Genomic DNA, 20,600 nt, shown 5'->3' with positions numbered 1-20,600 from the left:
AGGGCTATTTAGCGCTAGGCCACATGGCACTCCCCTATGGCTCTGTTTCTAGGCGTTACGAACTTCTGATTCCGTGTTACGGATCTTGGTCAGATACGTGATGTTCGGCTGCGTGTTGATAGTGTCGAGTACGTGGAAAGCACGCTCGCCATCTTCGCGGCGCATGATCTGCGAAATGCGGGAGTTGGGGTCACGCATATCGCCAAATACAATAGCCTGAGTGGGACAGGACTGGGCACAAGCCGAGACAATTTCACCATCCTGCGGACGGCGCTTCTGCTTTTTGGCTTCCAGTTTGCCGAGCTGAATCCGCTGCACGCAGAAGGAGCACTTCTCCATCACACCACGAGCACGTACTGTTACGTCGGGGTTCAATACCATCCGGCCTAGGTCCGTGAACATGTGGCCATTTACCGTTTCGAACTTCTCGTTAGAGTAGTACGAGAACCAGTTGAAACGACGCACTTTGTACGGGCAGTTGTTAGCGCAGTAGCGGGTACCAACGCAACGGTTGTAGGTCATTTGGTTCAGACCTTCCGAACTGTGCGTGGTAGCCAATACGGGGCACACCGTCTCGCAGGGAGCGTGGTTGCAATGCTGGCACAACATAGGTTGGAAAATCACCTTCGGGTTGTCCGAAGGATGCTCCATCGCCTCGTAAGTATCCAACTTGCCCTTCGTTTCGAAGTCTTCTTTATGCGCGTCTGAGCTGTAATAGCGGTCAATACGTAACCAGTGCATTTCGCGACGGTTGAGAACTTCCTGCTTACCAACTACTGCTACGTTATTTTCTACCTGACACCCAACTACACATGAGCCACAGCCAATGCATGAGTTGAGGTCGATAACCATACCCCAGTGGTGGTTCTTGTACTCATAATCCTGCCACAAAGAGACTTTATTAGGCTTCTGCGGGCCTTCAGGAGTAGAGATAGTCTCGTACTCAGTTACATCCTTAGGATCTTTGATATAATCAGCCAAAGAAGCCTCTTGCACCACGGCCTTGCGGTCCATGATTGTATGGTGCGTCTGGGTCTGAGCAATAGGTGATTTTGCGTCCGTCTCCTTGATGTTTACAACGTTGGTATAGAGAATACCATCGTTGCGCATAGAAGCGAGGGGCAATACGTTTGCGCCTACACCATTGGCTACTTTGCCCGCATTGGTGCGGCCATATCCTAAGGCGATGCTTACAGCCCCATCAGCCTGACCTGGCTGAATAAGCACTGGCAACTGAATCGTCTTATCATTTGCACTTACTTCTACTACATCACCTTGCTCCCACTTACGCTCAACAGCCATTTTGCGGGATACAGCAACATAGTTACCCCAAGTTGCTTTTGATACAGGGTCAGGTAGTTCCTGAAGCCAAGGGTTGTTGGCGTAAATGTTAGCGCCATTACCAATACCTACCTTCTCGTAGATAGTAAGTTCAATACCTGAAGGCTTAGGCGCTGACTTAATAGCCGAAATAGCTGCATTCACGTCAAGTGGCTGAGCCACTTGAGCCACCGGAGCAGGCGAAGCAGTACCAACTGCTACCCCATCGTGTACAGCCTTATCCCAAGCTTTCTGGAAATTACCGCCTAACACCCCCTTCCACTGATTGCGAAGGTAGTTATAATAGGTAGTTGGGCTTCCTGCCCAAGTCAACAGCGTGTCTTGCGCTTGACGAGTAGCAAACAGGGGCGTAATAACTGGTTGAGCTAAGCTCAACGAGCCACGCTTCGGCTCATAGTCGTTCCAAGACTCGAGGAAGTTGTGGTCCGGTGCCGCGTATGTGCATAGGATACCAGTTTCGTCAAGACGGTCGTTGAGCGAAATAGTAGTCTTAACCTTCTTGAGGCCATTAACAACTTGCTCAGCTAGGGGATGATCGTACGCAGGGTTAGCATTGTAGAAGATTACTGCCCCTACTTGACCGGCGTTCATCTCACGAATGAGACGAGCCATGCGAGCGTCATCTCCCTGACGAATCATGGAAGGAGCAGTAGTATCTACTGCTGTAGAACCCAATGTCTGGTTAATTGCAGCAACTAGGGTTTGTACCGCTGGGTCATTAGAGCCAGCTACAACTAATGCTGCACCGCGAGCATTTTTCAGGTCCCGGACAGCCTTGGCAAGCTGCTTGCTTTCGTCGTTGTAGCTTGACGCAGCGTCGCCTCCTACAATTGCATTGTATAGAGCCAGTACCACTTCGCCTTGCATAGAAGGCTTCACGGCTACCCGTACGTCAGCGTTAGAACCCGTCAAAGTCAGCGCCGACTCAAACTGATAGTGGCGCGACATCTCACGCTTCTCGCTCGATACCTTACGGTTCGTGATATACTGCTGAGCGTACTCTACTGGTGACAGCCAGGTACCTAGGAAGTCAGCGCCAACACTTACGATAGTACGAGCTTTGCTGAAGTCGTAGGAAGGCAAAACTCCACCATTGGCCTGTAGTAAGCCTGATGCAGAGTTTACATCATACATCACGTGCTCCGTGCTTGGGAAGCGGGAAGCAAATTCAGCAATAACCTTCTTCGTAGAAGGGCTGATGATAGTGGGGGACACAATGGCAATCTTGCCCGTAGTGCTAGCTAGAGCAGCGCGCACCTCTTGGTCAACCTGGTCGCGGTCAGTCTTAACGTGCTCATTGCCTTTCTTAATAGCAAAGTGCTGCAGACGACCACCATCATACAGGCTTAAAACTGCAGCCTGAGCACGAGCTGATAAGCCGCCACGTGTGATGGGTGATTCAGGGTTGCCTTCAAACTTGATTGGGCGACCTTCACGAGTTTTAACCAGGATGCTGTTGTAGTCCTGGCCGATAAAAAACGTGGAGGCATAAAAGTTCGCAATTCCTGGGTCTACCTCCTCTGGCTTATTGAGGTATGGAATTGCCTTTCTGATGGGGGTTTCGCAGCTGGCGAGGGTTGCGGCGGCAATGCCGAAGCCCATGAGCTTGAGAAAGTCGCGGCGGGGGGCCACCGTGGCATCCGAAGCACCATGAGATTCTTTCACCGGCAGGAAGTCTGCAAACTCGGTGAGCGCATTCTTCATGAACTCCGGTGAGTTCTCCAGTTCCTCAATTCCCTTCCAGTACTTAGGCGACTCTTGCATTTGTTTAGGGGACTTAGGGTCTTGGGGACTTGGGGTTTCGGCTATGTGGCCCCGCTTAGTCCGCAAGTTTAAGGCTTAGTTAAAGGCTTAAGGCTTCTTGATTCAGGAGCCTAGACTGTTGCTTGCAACGGCCTAGGCTCCTGAGATCTTATTGACCTGTTAGTAGTGGCACTTCGAGCACTCCGTGCCGCCGTTAGACGATACTGTGAAGGGAACTGCACCATTCTTGGTGTCATGGAGCTTCACAAGATTATCGTAGTAGGCATTGCCTTTCGTGTTCAGAGGAGTTTCGCGGTGGCAGTTAATGCACCAGCCCATGGTCAGCGGAGAGTACTGGTATACTACTTCCATATTCTGGATCGGGCCGTGGCAGGTCTGACACTCAATACCACCTACTTGTGTGTGCTGAGAGTGGTTGAAGTAAGCAAGGTCAGGTAGGTTGTGAATCCGAACCCACTGGATAGGCTGCTTACGCTCGATAGCGCGGTAGATCTTTTTGATTTCGGGCGACTCCGTTTTCACCTGCGAGTGGCAGTTCATACAGATGTTGGCCGAGGGAATGTTGGCAGACTTGCTCTTGTATACCGACGTATGGCAGTATGCACAGTTGATTTGGTTTTCGCCAGCGTGCAACTTGTGCGAGAAGGCAATAGGTTGGGTAGGCTGGTAGCCTTGCTGCAGGCCTACGCCCATAGCCCCTTGTACCGACTCATATAATACTGCCAGAACGAATACTACTCCGACAATTGCCCGAACAGCAGTAGACTTGTAGATTTTCGAGTAGTCGAAGCGCTGTTCAATAATCTCCACGTCACGACCATCAAGATCTTTGCGGCCACGGAGCACATCCTTCATGATGTTAGCGATGATAACCAGCGTTACCACCAGTACAATCAGTACTACTACCAACACAATGAGAAGCACGTTCACGTAGCTTCCTGCACCGGCAGCTGCATCATCACCAGGAGTTTTGCTGCCCTCACCAGGAGCAATATTGTTCCCGTTTGCATTATCGGTAGGACCAGTTGCTTTTCCTTCTTGCGAAGTGACCCAAGCTACGATGGACGTAACTTCTTGATCAGAAAGCTGGAAGCTAGGCATCTGCTGCTTACCATACTGGTTGAATAGCTTAACAGCGTATTCATCGCCACTGGCAACTACTTTACTGGAGTTCTTTACCCATGGAATGATCCAAGACATGGGCCGGCGTTTGGTAATTCCAGCCAGAGCCGGACCTACTACTACGTCGTTCACGGCGTGGCACTGGGCACAGTTACCTTTAAACAAGGCATCGCCAGCCGCAATAGCGGCGGCATCACCGCCACCGGCGGCGGGTGCAGTGGCTGTAGCAGCAGTTGCGCCAGCCGTAGCGTCGGGCGCTACGCCTTCCTTACTCACGGCCGGAGCCGAGCCTACCGTTTGAGCCAAGGATTGACCGTAGGCTGCAAGCGTCAGAAACAGAGCAAGAAGGAGATGGGGAAGAGAACGAAGTCGGATGCTATTCATAGCACAATTTGACGGGGAAAAAGAAACTCGGGGGTGCTCCAAGGCCACAAATGTAGGTCGGGAAACGCAGAGAACAAACCCGCTTCTGCTAATTTTCGCCCTTTGACAGTAGTCTAGAATTCGTCTAAAAAAGGCTTCAGTGGTGCTACTTCTACAACATTCATCCACTTAGCCCACTTTATACTCCAAGACGCTCCAGCTTCGTTCCTACTCCTATTTTCTCGGTGTACACCTATTATATAAGGTACCTCATTTGCAACTCTACAACGAAGAAGAAAGTTTTGCCTACTGACTATCAATTCCTTGCTAGAAAGACAATGATGAATTATTTATCATTATAGTATAGCACCGAGCTAAAAACGTGTTACCTTTGCCCCCTCATTTAGTTTTTCACACAATTTTCACCCCGTCGTAATGGAAGTAAGAAATTACGAGACGGTCTTCATTCTGACTCCCGTGCTGAACGAGAGCCAAGTGCAAGAGACGGTCGAGAAGTTCACCCAGGTGCTTAAGGAAAATAGCGCCGACATTATCAACACTGAAGCTTGGGGCCTCAAGAAACTGGCGTACCCAATTCAGAAAAAGTCCACTGGCTACTACTTCCTCGTGGAGTTCACCGGTTCGGGCAACATCGTGGACACGCTGGAGCTGGCTTTCCGCCGCGATGAGCGTGTAATCCGCTTCCTGACTACCGTTCTGGACAAGCACGCCGTAGCTTACGGCGAGCGTCGTCGTAAGGGCGAGATGAACCAGCAGAAAGCAAAACAGTCGGAAGCCGTAGCCCAGTAAGTTAGAAAGATGAGCCTCGCCAACGAAAAAATCCACAAGCAGGATACGCGCAAGAAATACTGCCGCTTCAAAAAGAACGGCATTAAGTACGTAGACTACAAAGACCCGAACTTCCTGCTGAAGTTTGTGAACGAGCAGGGTCGCATCCTGCCCCGTCGTATCACGGGTACTAGCCTGAAGTTCCAGCGTAAAGTAGCTCAGGCTGTGGCAAAAGCCCGTCACCTGGCGCTAATGCCTTACGTAACCGACTCGTTGAAATAAGTTGTCAGTGTTTAGTTGTCAGTTGTGCGTTGCTAGTCGGGCTACTTGTAGCTGATCATCAACCAACAATTTGCAGCTAGCAACTCTATAAAGACATGGAAGTAATTCTGAAAGACGACGTTAAAGGCCTGGGTTACAAGAACGACACCGTTACTGTAAAGCCTGGCTACGGCCGTAACTACCTGCTCCCGCAGGGTCTGGCTATCCTAGCCGACAAAACCAACAAGAAAATTGTAGCCGAGAACATTCGTCAGGCTGCTCACAAAGCCGAGAAAGTGAAAGCTGATGCTCAGGCAATAGCTGACAAAATCGGTGATGTAGTTCTGGATATTCCAGCTAAAGTGGGTGAAAGCGGCCGTATCTTCGGTCGTGTGACCACGCTTCAGCTGGCCGACGCACTGAAAGCTAAGGGCATCGAGGTAGACCGTAAGCGTCTCTCGTTTGACTCGGAGCCCAGCGCAGTAGGTGAGTACACGGCTTCGGTTGACCTGCACCGTGAAGTAAAACACAAGGTACGCTTCAACGTAGTAGCTGAATAAGCTATTCCGCTTGCGTATAAGAAAGCCCGGCTGCTTGCGTAGCCGGGCTTTTTTTCTGGCTGAGGTTGTCTTGGAGTTTATACTAAGGTGCCTCAAATAGTGCTATTTTACATTGGGAGGTTAGTTAACCCATTCCCGCCGCTGCTTTAGCGGGTTTTTGGTCGAACCAACGATGTTAAGTAGGTTGCCTGTCCGTTGGCCGTATTAGGGCCGTATCAAGGAGAAATGTTTCGAACTGAATTACCACTTACGCCTCATCCGCAACAACTGCCGCACTCCGCGCGGGTGTTGACAATTGGTTCCTGCTTTTCGGATTCCATTGGAAACCGATTAGCAGATTTTAAGGTGGCGACACTGGTAAACCCTTTTGGTACCGTGTTCAACCCTGTTTCAGCGTGCAAACTCCTTCGTGCTGCTGCGGGCGAAGACATGGATTGGCAGCAGCATGTAGTGGAAGCGCGAGGCCGCTGGCAGAGCTATGACTTGCACGCGACACTTGGGGCAGAATCACCCGTTGACTTACTCCAGCACATACAAAGTATTGTGCGGGAAACAGGGGTATTTCTGGCTACCGCTGATGCAGTGGTGTTGACGCTTGGTACAGCTTATGCCTACCGCCTACGCGAAACCGAAGAAATCATTAGCAACTGTCATAAGGTACCCGCGGATAAATTCGAAAAAGAACTGCTGACTGCCGATGAAATTATTGCGGCTATAGCAGAAACGCACGCGTACTTACGACGCATTAACCCACGTTTACGCTTCATATTAACGGTGAGCCCCGTGCGTCACCTGAAAGAAACGTTACCACTCAGCTCGGTTAGTAAATCCATGTTGCGCGTGGCGTGCCACTTCCTTAGTGAGTTACTGCCTGACGTGTCTTACTTCCCGGCGTACGAGTTGCTGATGGATGATTTGCGGGACTACCGCTTTTATGCATCAGACATGCTCCATCCCTCCGATGTAGCCGAGAACTATATCTGGGAACGGTTCACACGTACATATTTTGACACGGCTTTTGGCCGATTCAAGAAAGAATGGGAAGGCATTAGGCAGGCGCTGGCTCACCGCCCACTGCACAGTGCCGCATCAGAGCACCGCCAGTTTTTAGAAGGCACCCTAGCACGCCTGCAACGCCTGAGTGCGCAAGCTGATGTGCGCATGGAGCTTCTGCACGTAGAAAGAGAACTTGCTTCGCTTCCGCTCCCCCCTCCCCCACCAACTCCTGAACCCGACGAGGATGAGGACGAGGACGATTTCTTAGAAGAAGATCAACCCCAGGAGGCTGACCAGGCCCGCGCCGAATTGCTTAGCCAAGGTAGTGGCCTACTCATAGAAGCGGAAACGTCTGACGAGCAACAGGCAGCAGAAGCTGATCCAGACGAGGCCTACGAGTCGGCGTACTCAGGGGCCACTTTGGAATATGCGCAGGAAGAAGAACCTGGGGAGGAAGCCGATGGGAGCATTTCAGAGGCAGAAACACCTGTACGCAAGAAAAAGCGCCGGTCACGCGGTGGGGCTAAGCGTAGTAAGCGCAAGGCGGCCCGCCTAGCTGCAGAGGCCGAAGCTGCTTTGGCCGTGACGGCCGTTGATACACCAGTAGGCCAGTCCGACATAGAATCTGGCGCTGAAACGGCTACTTCCTCGGAGGACGCCCCAATTGCTGATGGCATTACTTACATTACAGAAGCTGAGTTATTCGGAAAAACGGATAGGCCTAGCGCACCAGAGGCAATTAAATCTAGTAGCGAAGAACTACTACCAGTAGCAGAAGATCCGTCAGTAGTAGCCGATGCTCCAGAAACTGCTGAACCGACCGAACAACCCTCGCGGCGGCGTAACCGTCCGCAGCGGAAAGGACGGCAACAAGACCGAGAGCCTCGCCGTGGCAACCGCCAAGCGCTGTATGCGGTGCCGCCAGCGGAGGAAGCGGAAGCTAGCATAGAAACTGAGCAGCCCACTGTGGAGACTCAACCCCTTGCAGCGGAAGTGGCCCCCATGACGGTACCAGAAGTTTCGGAGACAGGTACTCCAGAAGCTGTTGCCCCAGAAGAGGCACCTATCCCTAACGCTTCAAAAGGCCGTTCGCGCAGCCGCGGTGGAGCGGGTCGAAACCGCGGGAAAGCAGCCCAGAACCGAGTGGCCGCAGCTGCCGAATCGGCGGCCACTGCAGCGCAGCCCACCCCTCCTAGTGCTGAAACGCCCGTGGAGACTGTGGCACCTGCTGCCTCCGCACCGTTGGAGCCTTCCGAGGCTCCGGTAGTGCCTCCCCCCTCACTACCAAAGCGGGCACCACGGAAACCTTCTGCGGCTCCAGCGCCGACAGCAGTCACTCCGCCCGTAGAGGAAAACTCGTCAGAAACTTCGTCACCACCGACAGCACCTCCTGCCAAAAAGCGCGCTGCCCGGAAAACGGCTTCGACTGTTGCGCCGGAGCCAACTCCTACTTTAACGACGAGCGCCGCAGAATCAGCTCCTAAACCATCCCGTAGCCGCAAGAAAGCAGCACCAGAGCCAACTCCGACGCCGGAGGGTGCCACGGCCCCCGCACCTAAACGCGCTAGGCCACCTCGCCGCAAACCAGCGCCTGACCAGGGGACGGAAGCTAGTGAGTAGAGTGGCCTAGCGTCTAGGATAATCAATGCAACAGAAAACCCGGCCCTAGGCGGCCGGGTTTTCTGTTTATACCGCGTTATATCTGTCCGTCGATGACATCATCACTCCCTGCCTTCAGCAACCGCCTCGCCCAAGAAACTAGCCCGTATCTGCTACAACACGCGCACAACCCTGTTGACTGGTACCCATGGGGAGAAGAGGCATTAGCACGCGCGCAGGCAGAGCAGAAGCCGATTTTGGTGAGTATCGGGTACGCATCTTGTCATTGGTGCCACGTGATGGAGCGGGAATCGTTTGAGGACCCAAAGGTGGCGGCGGTTATGAATCAGCATTTTGTCTGCATCAAAGTAGACCGGGAGGAAAGGCCCGATGTGGACCAGGTGTACTTAGATGCGCTGCAGGCTATGGGGCTGGCGGGCGGTTGGCCGCTCCATGTATTTCTTACTCCGGAGGCTAAGCCTTTCTACGGTGGCACGTACTTTTCGCCCCGTAACTGGCTTGAGCTGCTGGAAAGTATTGGTACTGGGTACGCCGGAGAATATCGGGATGAACTAACTGCCTCCGCGGAGCAATTTACGCGAGCAATTCAGGCCAGCGAACTTGACAAGTACCGGACGCCAACCACTAGCACGGGGGTTTCCGATGAAGAATTCAAGCAGCTCATATATAATCTAGCTACCCGATTTAACAGGGAGAAAGGCGGTACTAGCCGGGCGCCCAAGTTTCCAATGCCTAGCATCTGGCGCTTTCTGCTCCGAACTCTCGCGCTAACCAATAGCGACGCAATCTTGGCCCAACTGCATCTCACCTTGCGCGAACTGGCTTGGGGTGGAATACATGACCAAGTGGGAGGCGGCTTCGCCCGTTACGCAGTGGACGCCGACTGGCTGGTACCGCATTTTGAGAAAATGCTGTATGATAATGGCCAATTACTAAGCCTGTATGCTGAAGCGTACCAACGGACTCAGGAAAAGCTATATCAGCAAGTAGCCTACGATATAGTTGGGTTTATACAACGTGAGCTGCTGAGCCCGGAAGGCGGTTTTTATTCCTCTCTTGATGCCGACAGTGAAGGCGAAGAAGGCAAATTCTATGTTTGGACCCGAGAGGAACTGCAAGAGGCACTTGGCGATGAGGAACCATTGGCCAGCGAATATTTCAACTGCACGGCATTAGGCAATTGGGAGCATGGACGCAACATTCTGCACCGCCGCGAGTCAGACACTTCATTTGCTCAGCACCACCAGCTCAGCCCTTCAGTTTTGCAGCAGCTAGTAGCCGGATGGAAAAAGAAGCTCCTTGAGTTGCGCGAAACCCGCATCCGCCCTGGCCTAGATAACAAGATTCTGACAGGCTGGAATGCGTTGCTACTGCAAGGGCTTTTAGATGCGTACCGCGCATTTCAGGAGCCGAGGTTTCTGGAGTTAGCAATGGGCAACGCTACCTTTCTGCAGCAACACCTCCGCCAGGGCAACCACTTATACCGCAGCTACAAGAACGGGCAAGCCAGCATTGATGCCTTCTTAGAGGACTACGCCCTACTCATACAGGCCTACATTAGCCTTTACGAAGCCACGTTTGCGGAGGAGTGGCTACAGGAAGCTGATGCATTAGTGGCCTACGTGCTAGAACACTTCTTCGACCCCAGTGAAAACCTATTCTTCTACACCAGTGCGCAGAGCACAGCACTTATAGCCCGCAAAAAGGAGTTGTTTGACAATGTGATTCCGGCTTCAAACTCTGTAATGGCCCACAACCTGCATCGGCTAGGCCTGCTCCTTGAAAATGAGCGTTACACAGAATTAGCGGGACGCATGCTCCGGCAAGTGCAGGAACTAGTAGTTCAAGAGCCGCAGCACCTGGCCAACTGGGCAAGCCTATACGCCGCCCACCTGCGCCCAGCCGCCGAAATTGTCATTGTGGGCCCCGAAGCAGAAAAATTTCGGGCCAGCCTTAGCCAGCATTACCTGCCCAACAGTGTGCTGGCGGGCACTTCTACTAGCAGTGAGTTGCCGCTGCTCAGAAACCGTGAGGCTGTTGGTAATCAAACGACCATTTACGTTTGTTTTAGCCACACGTGCCAGCGCCCCGTGCACTCCGTAGCTGAAGCATTGGCCCAACTGGCCTAGCGTCCGTTTTCTGCCACGTTCGTCTGTTGCTATAGTGGCCTAGGCCACTTATGTAAGCTCAGGTTTCGCTGCACCTATGTGGAGGTTGCTATATAGAAGTGACCTGGGCAAATCGTAAATGGCTCGTTACTTCATTGAGCCCGGCCATTTATCTTTACTGTTCGCATTCTGTTTCCGACTTCTTTTGAGCCTCACGTTTGACTTTGTTCAGCCGCAGCCAGAACCGGCCGCCGACCGCGTTACGCTCTTCGCGGACGTGATTCTGCCGTTGCCGCTGCCCAAGCTGTACACCTACCGCGTCCCCTTTGAACTAAACGACCAAGTGGTGATTGGGGGCCGGGTAATTGTGCAGTTTGGCGCCAAAAAAACGCTGAGCTGCATTGTGGCTGCCGTACACGAGACGCCGCCCGCCAACTATCAGGCGAAGTACATCCTGGAGTTTATCGATGATGCCCCGGTGGTTACCCAGCCCCAGCTAAAGCTGTTTCGCTGGATGGCCGACTATTACCTCTGCACGTTGGGCGAGGTGATTAATGCGGCATTGCCTGCCGCCCTCAAGCTTAGCTCAGAGAGCCGAGTGCAGCTGCATCCGGCATTCGAGGTCGATACTAACCCTTACCCGCTGAGTGAGCAAGAGCAGAAGATCGTAGATGCGCTTAGCACGGGTGAGGAAGGCAAATCCATGACCTTTACGGAGGTGGGCGACTTGCTCGGCATTGCCTCCTTCCATAAGTACATCAAGTCGTTGATGCAGAAGGACGTGGTGTTTCTGTTTGAGCACCTGTCGGATAAGTACTCGCCCAAAGTGGTGAAGAAGGTGCGCCTGGCTCACCACTATGTAGCTGAGGCGGCTCTCGAGCAGCTATTTACGCAGCTAGCTTCCAAAGCCAAGCAGCTCGATGTGCTCATGCGCTACCTGCAACGGGTGCCCGTGTATCAGAATGAGCATGCCAACCACAAGGGGATGGAGAAAGCGGCGCTAACCAGCGCCCCTCACCTTTCCCCTTCGGCGGTGAATACGCTAATCAAAAATGGCGTACTAGAGCAGTTTGATGTTATTGTGTCGCGCTTTCCGATGGAGGATGACGAAGCTGCCAATATGCACTTCACCCTCAGTGAAGCCCAGCAAGAGGCGCACGACGACATCATGCGGCAGTTTCAGGAGAAGGATATTGTGCTGCTCCACGGCGTAACGGGTGCGGGCAAAACGGAAATCTACATCAACCTGATTCAGCAGGCACTGGAAGGTGGAGGGCAAGTGCTGTATCTGCTACCTGAAATTGCCCTGACGGCCCAAATAGTAACGCGCCTGATGCGCGTGTTTGGCTCTAGGTTGGGGGTGTACCACTCCAAGTTCTCCGATAATGAGCGGGTAGAGGTCTGGAATGGCGTGCTCTCGGGGCGCTTTCAGGTGGTAGTGGGTGTTCGGTCGTCGGTGTTTCTGCCCTTCGATAATCTAGCGCTGCTGATTGTTGACGAGGAGCACGAGTCGAGTTACAAGCAGTATGACCCCGCCCCCCGCTATAATGCCCGGGAAGTGGCCCTGATGATGGCCAACTTCCAGGGCGCAAAAACGCTTTTGGGCTCAGCTACCCCTTCTGTAGAAACCTACTACCAGACCCGCACCGGACGCTATGGCCTCGTTTCGTTGACTAAGCGCTTTGGGGAGGCAGGCTTGCCGGAGATTGAGCTAGTAGATACCCGAAAGTCAAGGGAGCAGAAAACCATGCTCAACCATTTCACGCCGGAGCTGATGCAGGAAATGGAGCGCAAGCTGGCCGCGAAGGAGCAGGTAATTCTGTTTCAGAACCGCCGCGGCTACGCTCCTTTCATCAATTGCCTCGACTGCGGCTGGATACCGAAGTGTAAGAACTGCGCTGTAAGCCTTAGCTACCATAAACATGCCCACGAGCTGCGCTGCCACTACTGCGGTTACCATGACCGAATGCCAGTGGAGTGTCCGGCCTGCGGCTCCCGCAACATCAAAACGGTGGGGTTTGGCACGGAGAAGCTGGAAGACGATCTGAAGATTATGCTGCCTGCTGCCAGCGTGCAGCGCATGGACCTGGATACTACTCGCGCCAAGAACTCCTATCAGCAGATTATTTCTGACTTCGAGAAGCAGACAACCAACGTGCTGGTGGGCACCCAAATGGTGACTAAAGGGCTAGATTTCGCTAACGTGAGTCTGGTAGGTATCATCAATGCCGACAGTATCATCCATTACCCCGATTTTCGGGCCCATGAGCGAGCCTTCCAAATGTTTGTGCAGGTGAGCGGGCGGGCGGGACGCAAGGGTAAGAAGGGCAAAGTAATTATCCAGACGGGCGACCCGCAGCAGGTTATCTTCGATAAGGTAATTCGCAATGATTACCTCGAATTCTACGAGTACGAGATTCTGCAACGCCGCGAGCATGGTTACCCCCCTTTCATGCGCGTGATTCGCCTCACGGTAAAACACGTAGACCCAGTAGCGGCCGAGCGGGCTGCCATCATGCTTACCCAGGAATTAGTTGACCGGTTGGGCCGCGAGGCAGTGCTCGGACCGGAAGCGCCGTACATCTTCCGGATTCGTAACTTTTACCTGCAGGAAATCACCATCAAGCTCAGCCGGGAGCATACCGTGCTGCGGTCAGCGAAGGCTGACATTTTGGAGTCCATCAACCTAGTACGCGACCATAAGGATTTTAAGCAGGCCCGCATTGCAGCCGATGTAGATCCGATGTAACGCCAAAGTGGCCTAGCCATCGATGAGATAGGCTAGGCCACTTTGTTTACACTCAAGACGTATTGTTTGGCCTACTTCGGGCGCCGATGGGCTGTTTTTCCTTTAAAGAGAAGCATAGCACCACCTATCAAGGCCAATATTATCCCGAAGCCAATGGCCGCCAAAGGATAATACCCTGTGCTGTCTGAGTTCAGGCCATTAATAACGGATGCGCCACCGCTTAAGACCAGTAAGCCTCCTCCAATGTGTGCTATTTGCGTAACCCCAAACTCACGGCGGGCTTCGGGTTGCTTTGCTGGCAGTGTATCGGGCACGCTTGTTTGTAGGCCAGTAGCCGGACGCAGCGAGTAATGCGGGCTGCCCTCACCCCTTCCGATATCTTCGACACGCTCCCTTTGCGGGTTTGAAGCAGCTGGCAAGGTCGGCTGCTCGGAAACAGAAGCAACAAGGGCTGCGGGCTCTTCCGGTACTGGCCTAGCCGCTACTGGCGCTGCAGCAACAGAATTAAAGCCACCGCCAGCCGGCAGTGCCGAATGTGTAGTCTGACAACTGGCGAGCAGGCAGACGCTAAGCCCAATCAGGCTGCTAGCCGGTGTCAAATAGTACTTACTCATAATCCGAAAAGAATAGGTGAAGGGAAATTGCACACGTTACCTTCTAAAAACGCTGCGTAGCAGTGCGGCATAACGATAGGCGGGAAATAGCCCGAGCAAGATAGAATAAGAAACGAACTATATAGCGCAGCTTAAAAAAACAAACCACCCCAACTGCCTGCGCAATTGGGGTGGTTTTGATTAGGTAAAAAGCAGTAGGCTTATACTTCGTCGAGCAGGCCTAGTACGATGAACACGATACCGATAATGGCAATTACGGTACCGAGGATTGGAATGATGAGACCAACCAGAATACCTACCAGCAGCAGCACGATACCGAGCTTGATGTTACGGCTGATAGCGTTAGCGTCTTCCTTAGAGGCAACTTCCGACTTCTTGTTCACTTGCGCTTTAGCCGCGAGCTTGTCGGCTTTTTTAGCGATGCTGCGCACCAGTGCCTTTTGAGCCAGCGTCAGCTTGGGAGCTGCGGTAGGCGCTTTGGCAGGAGCAGTAGCAACAGCGGCACGCTCAGTGGTAGCTGGGGCTGAGGCGGGAGCAGGCTGAGCAACTGCAGCAGGAGCCGTTTCGGCAGGAGCAGTTGCCGGAGTGCTAGCTACAACAGCTTGGTCAACCACGGGAGCAGCAGCAGGGGCTGGCGTCACGATGGTAGCGCGCTGGGTGCCGTGGTAGGCAGAAGCAGTCTTGGGCAGCATGGCGTATTCAGCACGGTTACAGCTGGTTAGAGCTACGGCTACAGCCGCTACGGCAGTCAGCTTGTGAAGGAGTCCGGACAAGTGTTTCATGGAAAAGAAGGTTGGTTAAAAGTGTGTCAGACGCGTTTTCTACGGGCGAAAGTAATAATTGGTCATAAAAACGAATATTAAATATGCATTCATATGAATTATAGCAAGATAAGACAGGCTTGCCGCTACCCGCTTACAGTAGCGTTTCACACAACAGTAGTCAGGGCCGAACGCTTCCGGCAATTAGGATGTTAGTCCATTCGCCGTTTAATTGCACTGTGCGTATGTTTTCTTCTCCTCTGTTGTTTTTGCGTGTAAGTCTGGCTGGTTTGCTGCTCTTTCCGGCGGCGTGCACCCAGCCACCTACTGAAAGCACTGCTGCTCAGCTTTCCCAGTTTCAGGGCAGCGTAGTACCTGACAGCAGCGGCTATGAGCGGCGGGCCCCGAATGACCTTAATGGCATCGGTAAATATTACATGGGACGCCAGATTGCCCATGTGATGGGACATGAGGGCTCCGATTGGCTTGAGCGGCCCGACCGCCAACAAGAAGAAGGAACCGATATTCTGTTGCGGGAGCTTCGCCTCAAGCCCACGGATGTTGTGGCTGACTTGGGAGCTGGCACAGGATATTTCACCTTCCGCTTAAGCACGCTGGTGCCGCAAGGGAAAGTGCTGGCCGTAGATATTCAGCCTGAAATGCTTGCGGCTCTAGAAGCAAATAAAGCCCGCTTCAAGGCTCCAAACGTAGAGCCGGTGCTGGGCACCACTAAGAACCCAAATCTGCCCGCCAATAGCGTAGACCTAGTGCTTGTAGTGGATGCTTACCATGAGTTTGACCACCCGCGCGAGATGATGCGTGCTGTGCGCAATGCGCTACGCCCAACAGGCCGGTTAGCGTTGGTAGAGTACCGGGCTGAGGATCCGAACGTCCCTATTAAGCGGATTCATAAGATGTCGGTGGAGCAGGCCAAGCGCGAAATGGCGGCCATAGGCCTAGAGCTAGCCGATACCATCGAAACCTTGCCTCAGCAGCATCTGATGATTTTCCGTCGGGCAAAATAGCCGTCTTTACCCAAGCCTAGGCCTATCGGCACGGTCAGGCAGAGTGCGCCAGACGCTTTACCTTTGTAGCATGTCTGCCTCTGCCGCTCCCGATCCTCGTCATCTTTCTATTCACGACTTTACATATCAGCTGCCTCCCGAGCGAATTGCGCCTGAGCCCCTCGCTGACCGAGACCAGTCGCGCCTGCTGTTTTACCGGGCCGGCCAACTGCAAGACCGTCGTTTCCAGGAGTTGCCTGATCTGTTGCCACCTGACTCCTTATTGGTATTCAACGATACCAAAGTGGTGCGGGCGCGGCTATTTGCGCATAAGCCCACGGGCGGAGTAGTGGAGCTGTTTTGCTTGGAGCCGGTAGCTCCGCATACGGCAATTGAGCCGGCTATGCAGCAAACTAGTAGCTGCGTGTGGAAATGCTTAGTGGGAAATGGGAAGCGCTGGAAAAGCGGCCCAGTATTACTGGAATTTACGGTTGAGGGGCAGCCCGCAACCCTCACGGCAGAGCGCCAAGAACAGGGCGAAGGCTTCGCACTTATTCGTTTCAGTTGGGAGCCGGCTAGCTTACCATTCGCGGAGGTTCTGCGGGCAGCGGGGCACTTGCCTCTTCCCCCCTACCTAAACCGCCCCGATACTGAGGTTGATGCGGTGCGCTACCAGACGGTGTATGCCGCGCACGAGGGAGCAGTGGCGGCCCCAACCGCTGGCCTACACTTTTCTGATGCCGTTTTGGCCGAGCTACGTGCGCGGCATATCACGTCGGCCCACGTAACCTTGCACGTGGGCGCAGGCACATTTCAGCCGGTGAAAGCAGAGCAGATGCTAGGCCACCCTATGCACGGTGAACCCATCAGCGTTACGGCTGCTACGCTGCGGCAGCTCCTAGAGCACTGGCCTAAGCCTATCGTGGCAGTAGGTACTACCAGCCTTCGGACCTTGGAAAGCCTGTACTGGCTAGGCGCCCGGCTGGTGCAGCAACCCGAAGCAACAGCAACATGGCACGTAGGCCAGTGGCAACCGTACGAAGCCGCTACGGAGGTTACGGCCGTAGCGGCCCTGCAAGCGTTGCTTAGCTACCTAGAGCGTACCGGTGCCCAAGAGTTACACGCTACCACACAGCTGCTTATTGCGCCAGGTTACAAGTTCAGGGTAATTGGGGGGTTAGTTACCAATTTTCATCAGCCAGAAAGCACACTCTTGTTGCTAGTGGCGGCATTGGTAGGGCCCAGTTGGCGCCACATCTACCAACACGCGCTAGACAATGGATACCGCTTTTTGAGCTACGGGGATAGTTCTTTACTGCTGCCCTAACGCCGTTTTTGAGTACCAGAGCTTAGTTACCAACCTCAACAGTTACTCTTGCTTTCGTCTGCTGCAACTTATTTTCAGCACCGCGTATAAGGACACAGGTTTACTTTCCAAACCTATTCCTTAACCATGAAAAAGATCCTGATGATAGTTGCTGCGGTAGCCTTTTCTACGGCAGCTTTCGCCCAAGGCGATACCAAAACTGTAGCAAAAGATGATGCTACCGGCGCCAAAACTACCGTAACCACCCGCGATAATGGCACCATGAAAGTGGAGTCTCAGACGGGCCGTACGGAAGCTGGCGAGAAAATTCACAACACCAAAGAGGACGCTAAATATGCTGGCCAAAAAACGGGCAGCGCCGTTAAACGAGGCGCCCAGAAAACTGGCCACGTAGTAAAAAGAGGTGCTCAGAAAACCGGCCATGCTGTGAAAAAAGGCGCCAAAGCTGTTAAAAACAAAGCTGAAGACGTAGTAGACTAATCTGCGTCGTCACATAAAAAAAGCCCCGCTACGGTTGTAGCGGGGCTTTTTTGTGCGTTATGGGTGGCCTACTGGCCTACCATGAAAATGGCGTTGCCAAATAACAGCTTACCACCCTGCCAGAAAGCCCGGAACAGAGGGTTGTCGCCGAGGTACACTACTTGCCCGCGGCCCAGGTCTTGAGTGCCCAGCACGAATGTATCATTTAGCACCCGCTGGGCCTTGCGGCCGGCAAAGCCAGCCGTGTAGCTGTTCTTCTTTAACACACCCACGTTCCAGCCCCCCGCGGGCATGAAGCGGTAGTTCGGAATATCACGCAATAGAGCGTAGTACGTGTCACCGTACCCAAAAGCGAGCGGGTGGGTATTATCAAGCTGCACACGGTAGACACTGCCCTGCACCCGTTCTCCAATTTGCTCCCGTTCGGCATCGGCGTAGCGGCGTAGCGCGGCGTAGGGGCTGGCTTTCTTGGCGGCGGCAGAGTCGGCGGGTTTGGTTTTGAGTAGGAAGTCTTTCTTGCCAGCCAAAAAGCGGGAGGCGCCCTCTAGAGCTACGAGCTTACCACCTGCCCGTACCCAGGCTTTTACACTCTCCAAGTTACGTTCCGAGAGGATGTCCTCGTAGCCTCCATCAGGCAGAATGAGCACGTCAAACTTGGCCAGGGGCACGGAGCTGAAGTAATCGGTGCCAACAACGGTGATGGGGTACCCAAGCTGCTGCTCAAAAAAGTGCCACACTTCCCCAAAGGCCGTAGCATCAACGCCTGGGCCAGCTAGCACTGCTACGTTGGCTTGCTTGATAGGCCGCACGGAGCGGGATCCTAAGTCGCCACCGCTGGTAGAGAAGCCCGACTGCACAGCCTGCAGCAGCACGCCGGCAGAGTCGGCTTGGGCACGCACCAGCTGGTCGAAACGCGCACCCAATGATTCATTACCGGTGCGAGTAATAACCACCGTGCCGCGCTGGTATTTCTGACCTTCGGTTTCGAAGGGTTCATCTGCCACCCGCACCTTTACGCCCTGCTGCAGCAACCGCCCCAGGAACCGTACATCTTGGAGGCTATTCCAGCGAGCCAGATATGCATACGGACGCTCGACTGGCGCGGCAGCACTTCCCTTCACTGTAGCTGCCACTGGCCTTGATTGAGATGCCTCAACCCGGCTTTTCAGCGCGTAAGCCTTTAAGCCAAATGCGTATGGCAACGACCACGAAGTGAGGTCATATGTCAGGGAATCTTCGAGGGCCGACTGCGGCTCAAACAGCACTTTCACCAGCGTCGATTTTGGCTGGTACATGCTCACAACCACGTCGTGCGGCTCAATCTGCACATTATCGGTTTTGCCAGTGGTGTAGTCAAAGCCCTTGAGCTTACTGCGCTTCGTGGCGTAGCCATATGCAATCTGCTGGCGGTCGAGGTACTGCGTCAGGGCGCGTACTTGCCCAGGGTCGCCGCTGCCGGCCAGCACAAATGATTTGTACTCCCCTTTAGGCTTGGTGCTGGCGTTAGTATAGAAGTTTTGAAACTCCTTCACCAACTCACTATGGCGGTCAGAAGCTGCCTGAATAGTGGCCAGGCTGGTAGCATGGTGGTGGGCAATGCGCTGCGACAGAGTCAGTGTGTCGCCATCGGCTTTGGTGTACCGGATGCCGGCCGGACTGCCGCCGCCTTGCTCGTAGGTCATGCCAATGGCCCCATTAAAAGACGGCCACGTATCGCCGTAGAATGGCGCGAACAGGTCGTATGTTTCGCGGGTGAAGTACAGCCAGTTGTTTTTATCAAATACTTGGCGGTTGTAGTCGCCAATGATATTCTGAAACTTACGCTGCCACTCTGTGAGGTCAGCGTGGAAGGGCTTGGCCGCCGGCGAGAAATAGTAGGGGTTGTTCGGCCCCATCTCGTGGAAATCGGCGTGTACCTGAGGCAGCCACTGGTTGTATACCAGAATTCGCTGACGGCTTTCCTGCTGCGTTTGCCAGGCCCAGTCGCGGTTCAAGTCAAAGTAATAATGATTGTAGCGCCCACCGGGCCAAGGCTCCCGATGCTCCCAGGCGTAGGGCGAAGCGTTGGCCTGCTGATTCCGGACGCGGTTGTACCACATAGCATACCGGTCGCGGCCATCAGGATTTACGCAGGGGTCTACGATAACCACCAGGTTCCGCAGATACTGCTGCATCTGCTGGTTTTGCGGATTAGCCAGATCATACAGCACCTCCATTACCGCCTCCGACGACACAGCCTCATTTCCGTGCACGTTATAGCTCAGCCACACCACGGCCGGCTGCTGGCGCTGAATTGCCCCTTTTTCTAGGCCTGCCAAGCGCAAATTGTTGTGCCTGATATTCTCCAGCTGACTCATATTGTCGGCGGTGGCTACGTACACCAGCTCTAGAGGTCGGTTTTCGTAGGTTTTGCCGTAGCGCTGCAGTTTCATTTGGCCGGGCGTGTGCTGCACTACGTGCTCTACGTACCGGAGCAACGCCGCATGAGGGGTAAACTGAGTCCCGAGCTCATAGCCCAAAAACTGGGCAGGGGTAAGCAATGGCCCTTCAGAGGTTGTGGCAGGGGTTTGCGCAAAGAGCCGGGGCGCCCACATCAGCAGAAGCAGCAGGTAGGCCACCCGAAAGCGAGAATTTAGCACGGAAAGGAAAATTGTGCAGGCTGCAGCCCGCATAGTACAAGTTGAACTCAAAGAAAGCAGAAAGAAGCGTTGCTACGGATATAAAAGCCGCAAACCTTGTAA

13 protein-coding genes are annotated in these 20,600 nt (G+C 53.7%); 9 read left to right on the top strand and 4 right to left on the bottom strand.

Annotated features, from left to right (window positions below; translation table 11 throughout):
• Nucleotides 1–48 precede the first annotated feature (48 nt).
• Nucleotides 49–3,105 carry a TAT-variant-translocated molybdopterin oxidoreductase gene (locus EU556_RS06185; RefSeq protein WP_135432180.1) on the bottom strand — a complete coding sequence of 1,019 codons (3,057 nt, stop codon included), beginning with the start codon at nt 3,103–3,105 and terminating at the stop codon, nt 49–51.
• Between the two features lie 159 nt (nt 3,106–3,264).
• A complete protein-coding gene (locus EU556_RS06180) occupies nt 3,265–4,533 on the bottom strand; it encodes a c-type cytochrome (RefSeq protein ID WP_245327450.1) in 1,269 nt (422 codons plus the stop codon).
• 492 nt (nt 4,534–5,025) lie between these two features.
• Between EU556_RS06180 and rpsF the strand changes: the two genes are divergently transcribed.
• The 6 genes from rpsF to priA all read left to right on the top strand — a co-directional run bounded on the left by rpsF (nt 5,026) and on the right by priA (nt 13,673).
• The gene (gene rpsF / locus EU556_RS06175; RefSeq protein ID WP_135432176.1) at nt 5,026–5,400 is read left to right on the top strand and encodes a 30S ribosomal protein S6; all 375 of its coding nucleotides are present in this window, start codon (nt 5,026–5,028) and stop codon (nt 5,398–5,400) included.
• A 9-nt stretch (nt 5,401–5,409) separates the two neighbouring features.
• Nucleotides 5,410–5,661, top strand: a complete 252-nt coding sequence (gene rpsR, locus EU556_RS06170) for a 30S ribosomal protein S18 (RefSeq protein WP_045687822.1) — start codon at nt 5,410–5,412, stop codon at nt 5,659–5,661.
• Between the two features lie 95 nt (nt 5,662–5,756).
• On the top strand, nt 5,757–6,200 hold the full coding sequence (rplI, locus tag EU556_RS06165; protein WP_135432174.1) for a 50S ribosomal protein L9: 444 nt from the start codon (nt 5,757–5,759) through the stop codon (nt 6,198–6,200).
• Nucleotides 6,201–6,425: 225 nt separating this feature from the next.
• Entirely contained in the window at nt 6,426–8,816 is a 2,391-nt protein-coding gene (locus EU556_RS06160; RefSeq protein ID WP_135432172.1) for a GSCFA domain-containing protein, read from the top strand.
• Nucleotides 8,817–8,908: 92 nt separating this feature from the next.
• On the top strand, nt 8,909–10,945 hold the full coding sequence (locus EU556_RS06155) for a thioredoxin domain-containing protein (RefSeq protein ID WP_135432170.1): 2,037 nt from the start codon (nt 8,909–8,911) through the stop codon (nt 10,943–10,945).
• Between the two features lie 184 nt (nt 10,946–11,129).
• Nucleotides 11,130–13,673, top strand: coding sequence for a replication restart helicase PriA (gene priA, locus EU556_RS06150; RefSeq protein ID WP_245327449.1), 2,544 nt, complete (start codon nt 11,130–11,132; stop codon nt 13,671–13,673).
• Nucleotides 13,674–14,487: 814 nt separating this feature from the next.
• On the opposite strand, the gene EU556_RS06145 is transcribed toward priA, so the two are convergent.
• Nucleotides 14,488–15,069: a hypothetical protein gene (locus EU556_RS06145; protein WP_135432166.1), complete on the bottom strand. Its 582-nt coding sequence runs from the start codon at nt 15,067–15,069 to the stop codon at nt 14,488–14,490.
• Between the two features lie 224 nt (nt 15,070–15,293).
• Here EU556_RS06145 and EU556_RS06140 point away from each other — a divergent pair, with 224 nt between their 5' ends.
• The 3 genes from EU556_RS06140 to EU556_RS06130 all read left to right on the top strand — a co-directional run bounded on the left by EU556_RS06140 (nt 15,294) and on the right by EU556_RS06130 (nt 17,859).
• Nucleotides 15,294–16,073: a class I SAM-dependent methyltransferase gene (locus tag EU556_RS06140; protein ID WP_135432164.1), complete on the top strand. Its 780-nt coding sequence runs from the start codon at nt 15,294–15,296 to the stop codon at nt 16,071–16,073.
• Nucleotides 16,074–16,143: 70 nt separating this feature from the next.
• A complete protein-coding gene (locus EU556_RS06135; protein ID WP_135432162.1) occupies nt 16,144–17,379 on the top strand; it encodes an S-adenosylmethionine:tRNA ribosyltransferase-isomerase in 1,236 nt (411 codons plus the stop codon).
• A gap of 126 nt (nt 17,380–17,505) precedes the next feature.
• Nucleotides 17,506–17,859 (top strand): hypothetical protein, encoded by a 354-nt coding sequence (locus EU556_RS06130; RefSeq protein ID WP_135432160.1) that lies wholly within the window; start codon nt 17,506–17,508, stop codon nt 17,857–17,859.
• Between the two features lie 68 nt (nt 17,860–17,927).
• On the opposite strand, the gene EU556_RS06125 is transcribed toward EU556_RS06130, so the two are convergent.
• The gene (locus EU556_RS06125; RefSeq protein WP_317128702.1) at nt 17,928–20,498 is read right to left on the bottom strand and encodes a M14 family metallopeptidase; all 2,571 of its coding nucleotides are present in this window, start codon (nt 20,496–20,498) and stop codon (nt 17,928–17,930) included.
• Between the last annotated feature and the right edge of the window lie 102 nt (nt 20,499–20,600).

Origin of the sequence: Hymenobacter fodinae (assembly GCF_004745825.1) — a bacterium.
In the GTDB taxonomy this organism is placed as follows: domain Bacteria; phylum Bacteroidota; class Bacteroidia; order Cytophagales; family Hymenobacteraceae; genus Hymenobacter; species Hymenobacter fodinae.
Note: the sequence above shows the minus strand (reverse complement) of the source record. Positions and strands in the feature narration are given on the sequence as shown.

What these genes read in the sequence shown, in the direction of transcription:
- EU556_RS06185 (WP_135432180.1), bottom strand. Translation starts at nt 3,105, where the DNA reads ATGCAAGAGTCGCCTAAGTACTGGAAGGGAATTGAGGAACTGGAGAAC.
- rpsF (WP_135432176.1), top strand. Translation starts at nt 5,026, where the DNA reads ATGGAAGTAAGAAATTACGAGACGGTCTTCATTCTGACTCCCGTGCTG.
- rpsR (WP_045687822.1), top strand. Translation starts at nt 5,410, where the DNA reads ATGAGCCTCGCCAACGAAAAAATCCACAAGCAGGATACGCGCAAGAAA.
- rplI (WP_135432174.1), top strand. Translation starts at nt 5,757, where the DNA reads ATGGAAGTAATTCTGAAAGACGACGTTAAAGGCCTGGGTTACAAGAAC.
- EU556_RS06160 (WP_135432172.1), top strand. Translation starts at nt 6,426, where the DNA reads ATGTTTCGAACTGAATTACCACTTACGCCTCATCCGCAACAACTGCCG.
- EU556_RS06155 (WP_135432170.1), top strand. Translation starts at nt 8,909, where the DNA reads ATGACATCATCACTCCCTGCCTTCAGCAACCGCCTCGCCCAAGAAACT.
- EU556_RS06145 (WP_135432166.1), bottom strand. Translation starts at nt 15,069, where the DNA reads ATGAAACACTTGTCCGGACTCCTTCACAAGCTGACTGCCGTAGCGGCT.
- EU556_RS06140 (WP_135432164.1), top strand. Translation starts at nt 15,294, where the DNA reads ATGTTTTCTTCTCCTCTGTTGTTTTTGCGTGTAAGTCTGGCTGGTTTG.
- EU556_RS06135 (WP_135432162.1), top strand. Translation starts at nt 16,144, where the DNA reads ATGTCTGCCTCTGCCGCTCCCGATCCTCGTCATCTTTCTATTCACGAC.
- EU556_RS06130 (WP_135432160.1), top strand. Translation starts at nt 17,506, where the DNA reads ATGAAAAAGATCCTGATGATAGTTGCTGCGGTAGCCTTTTCTACGGCA.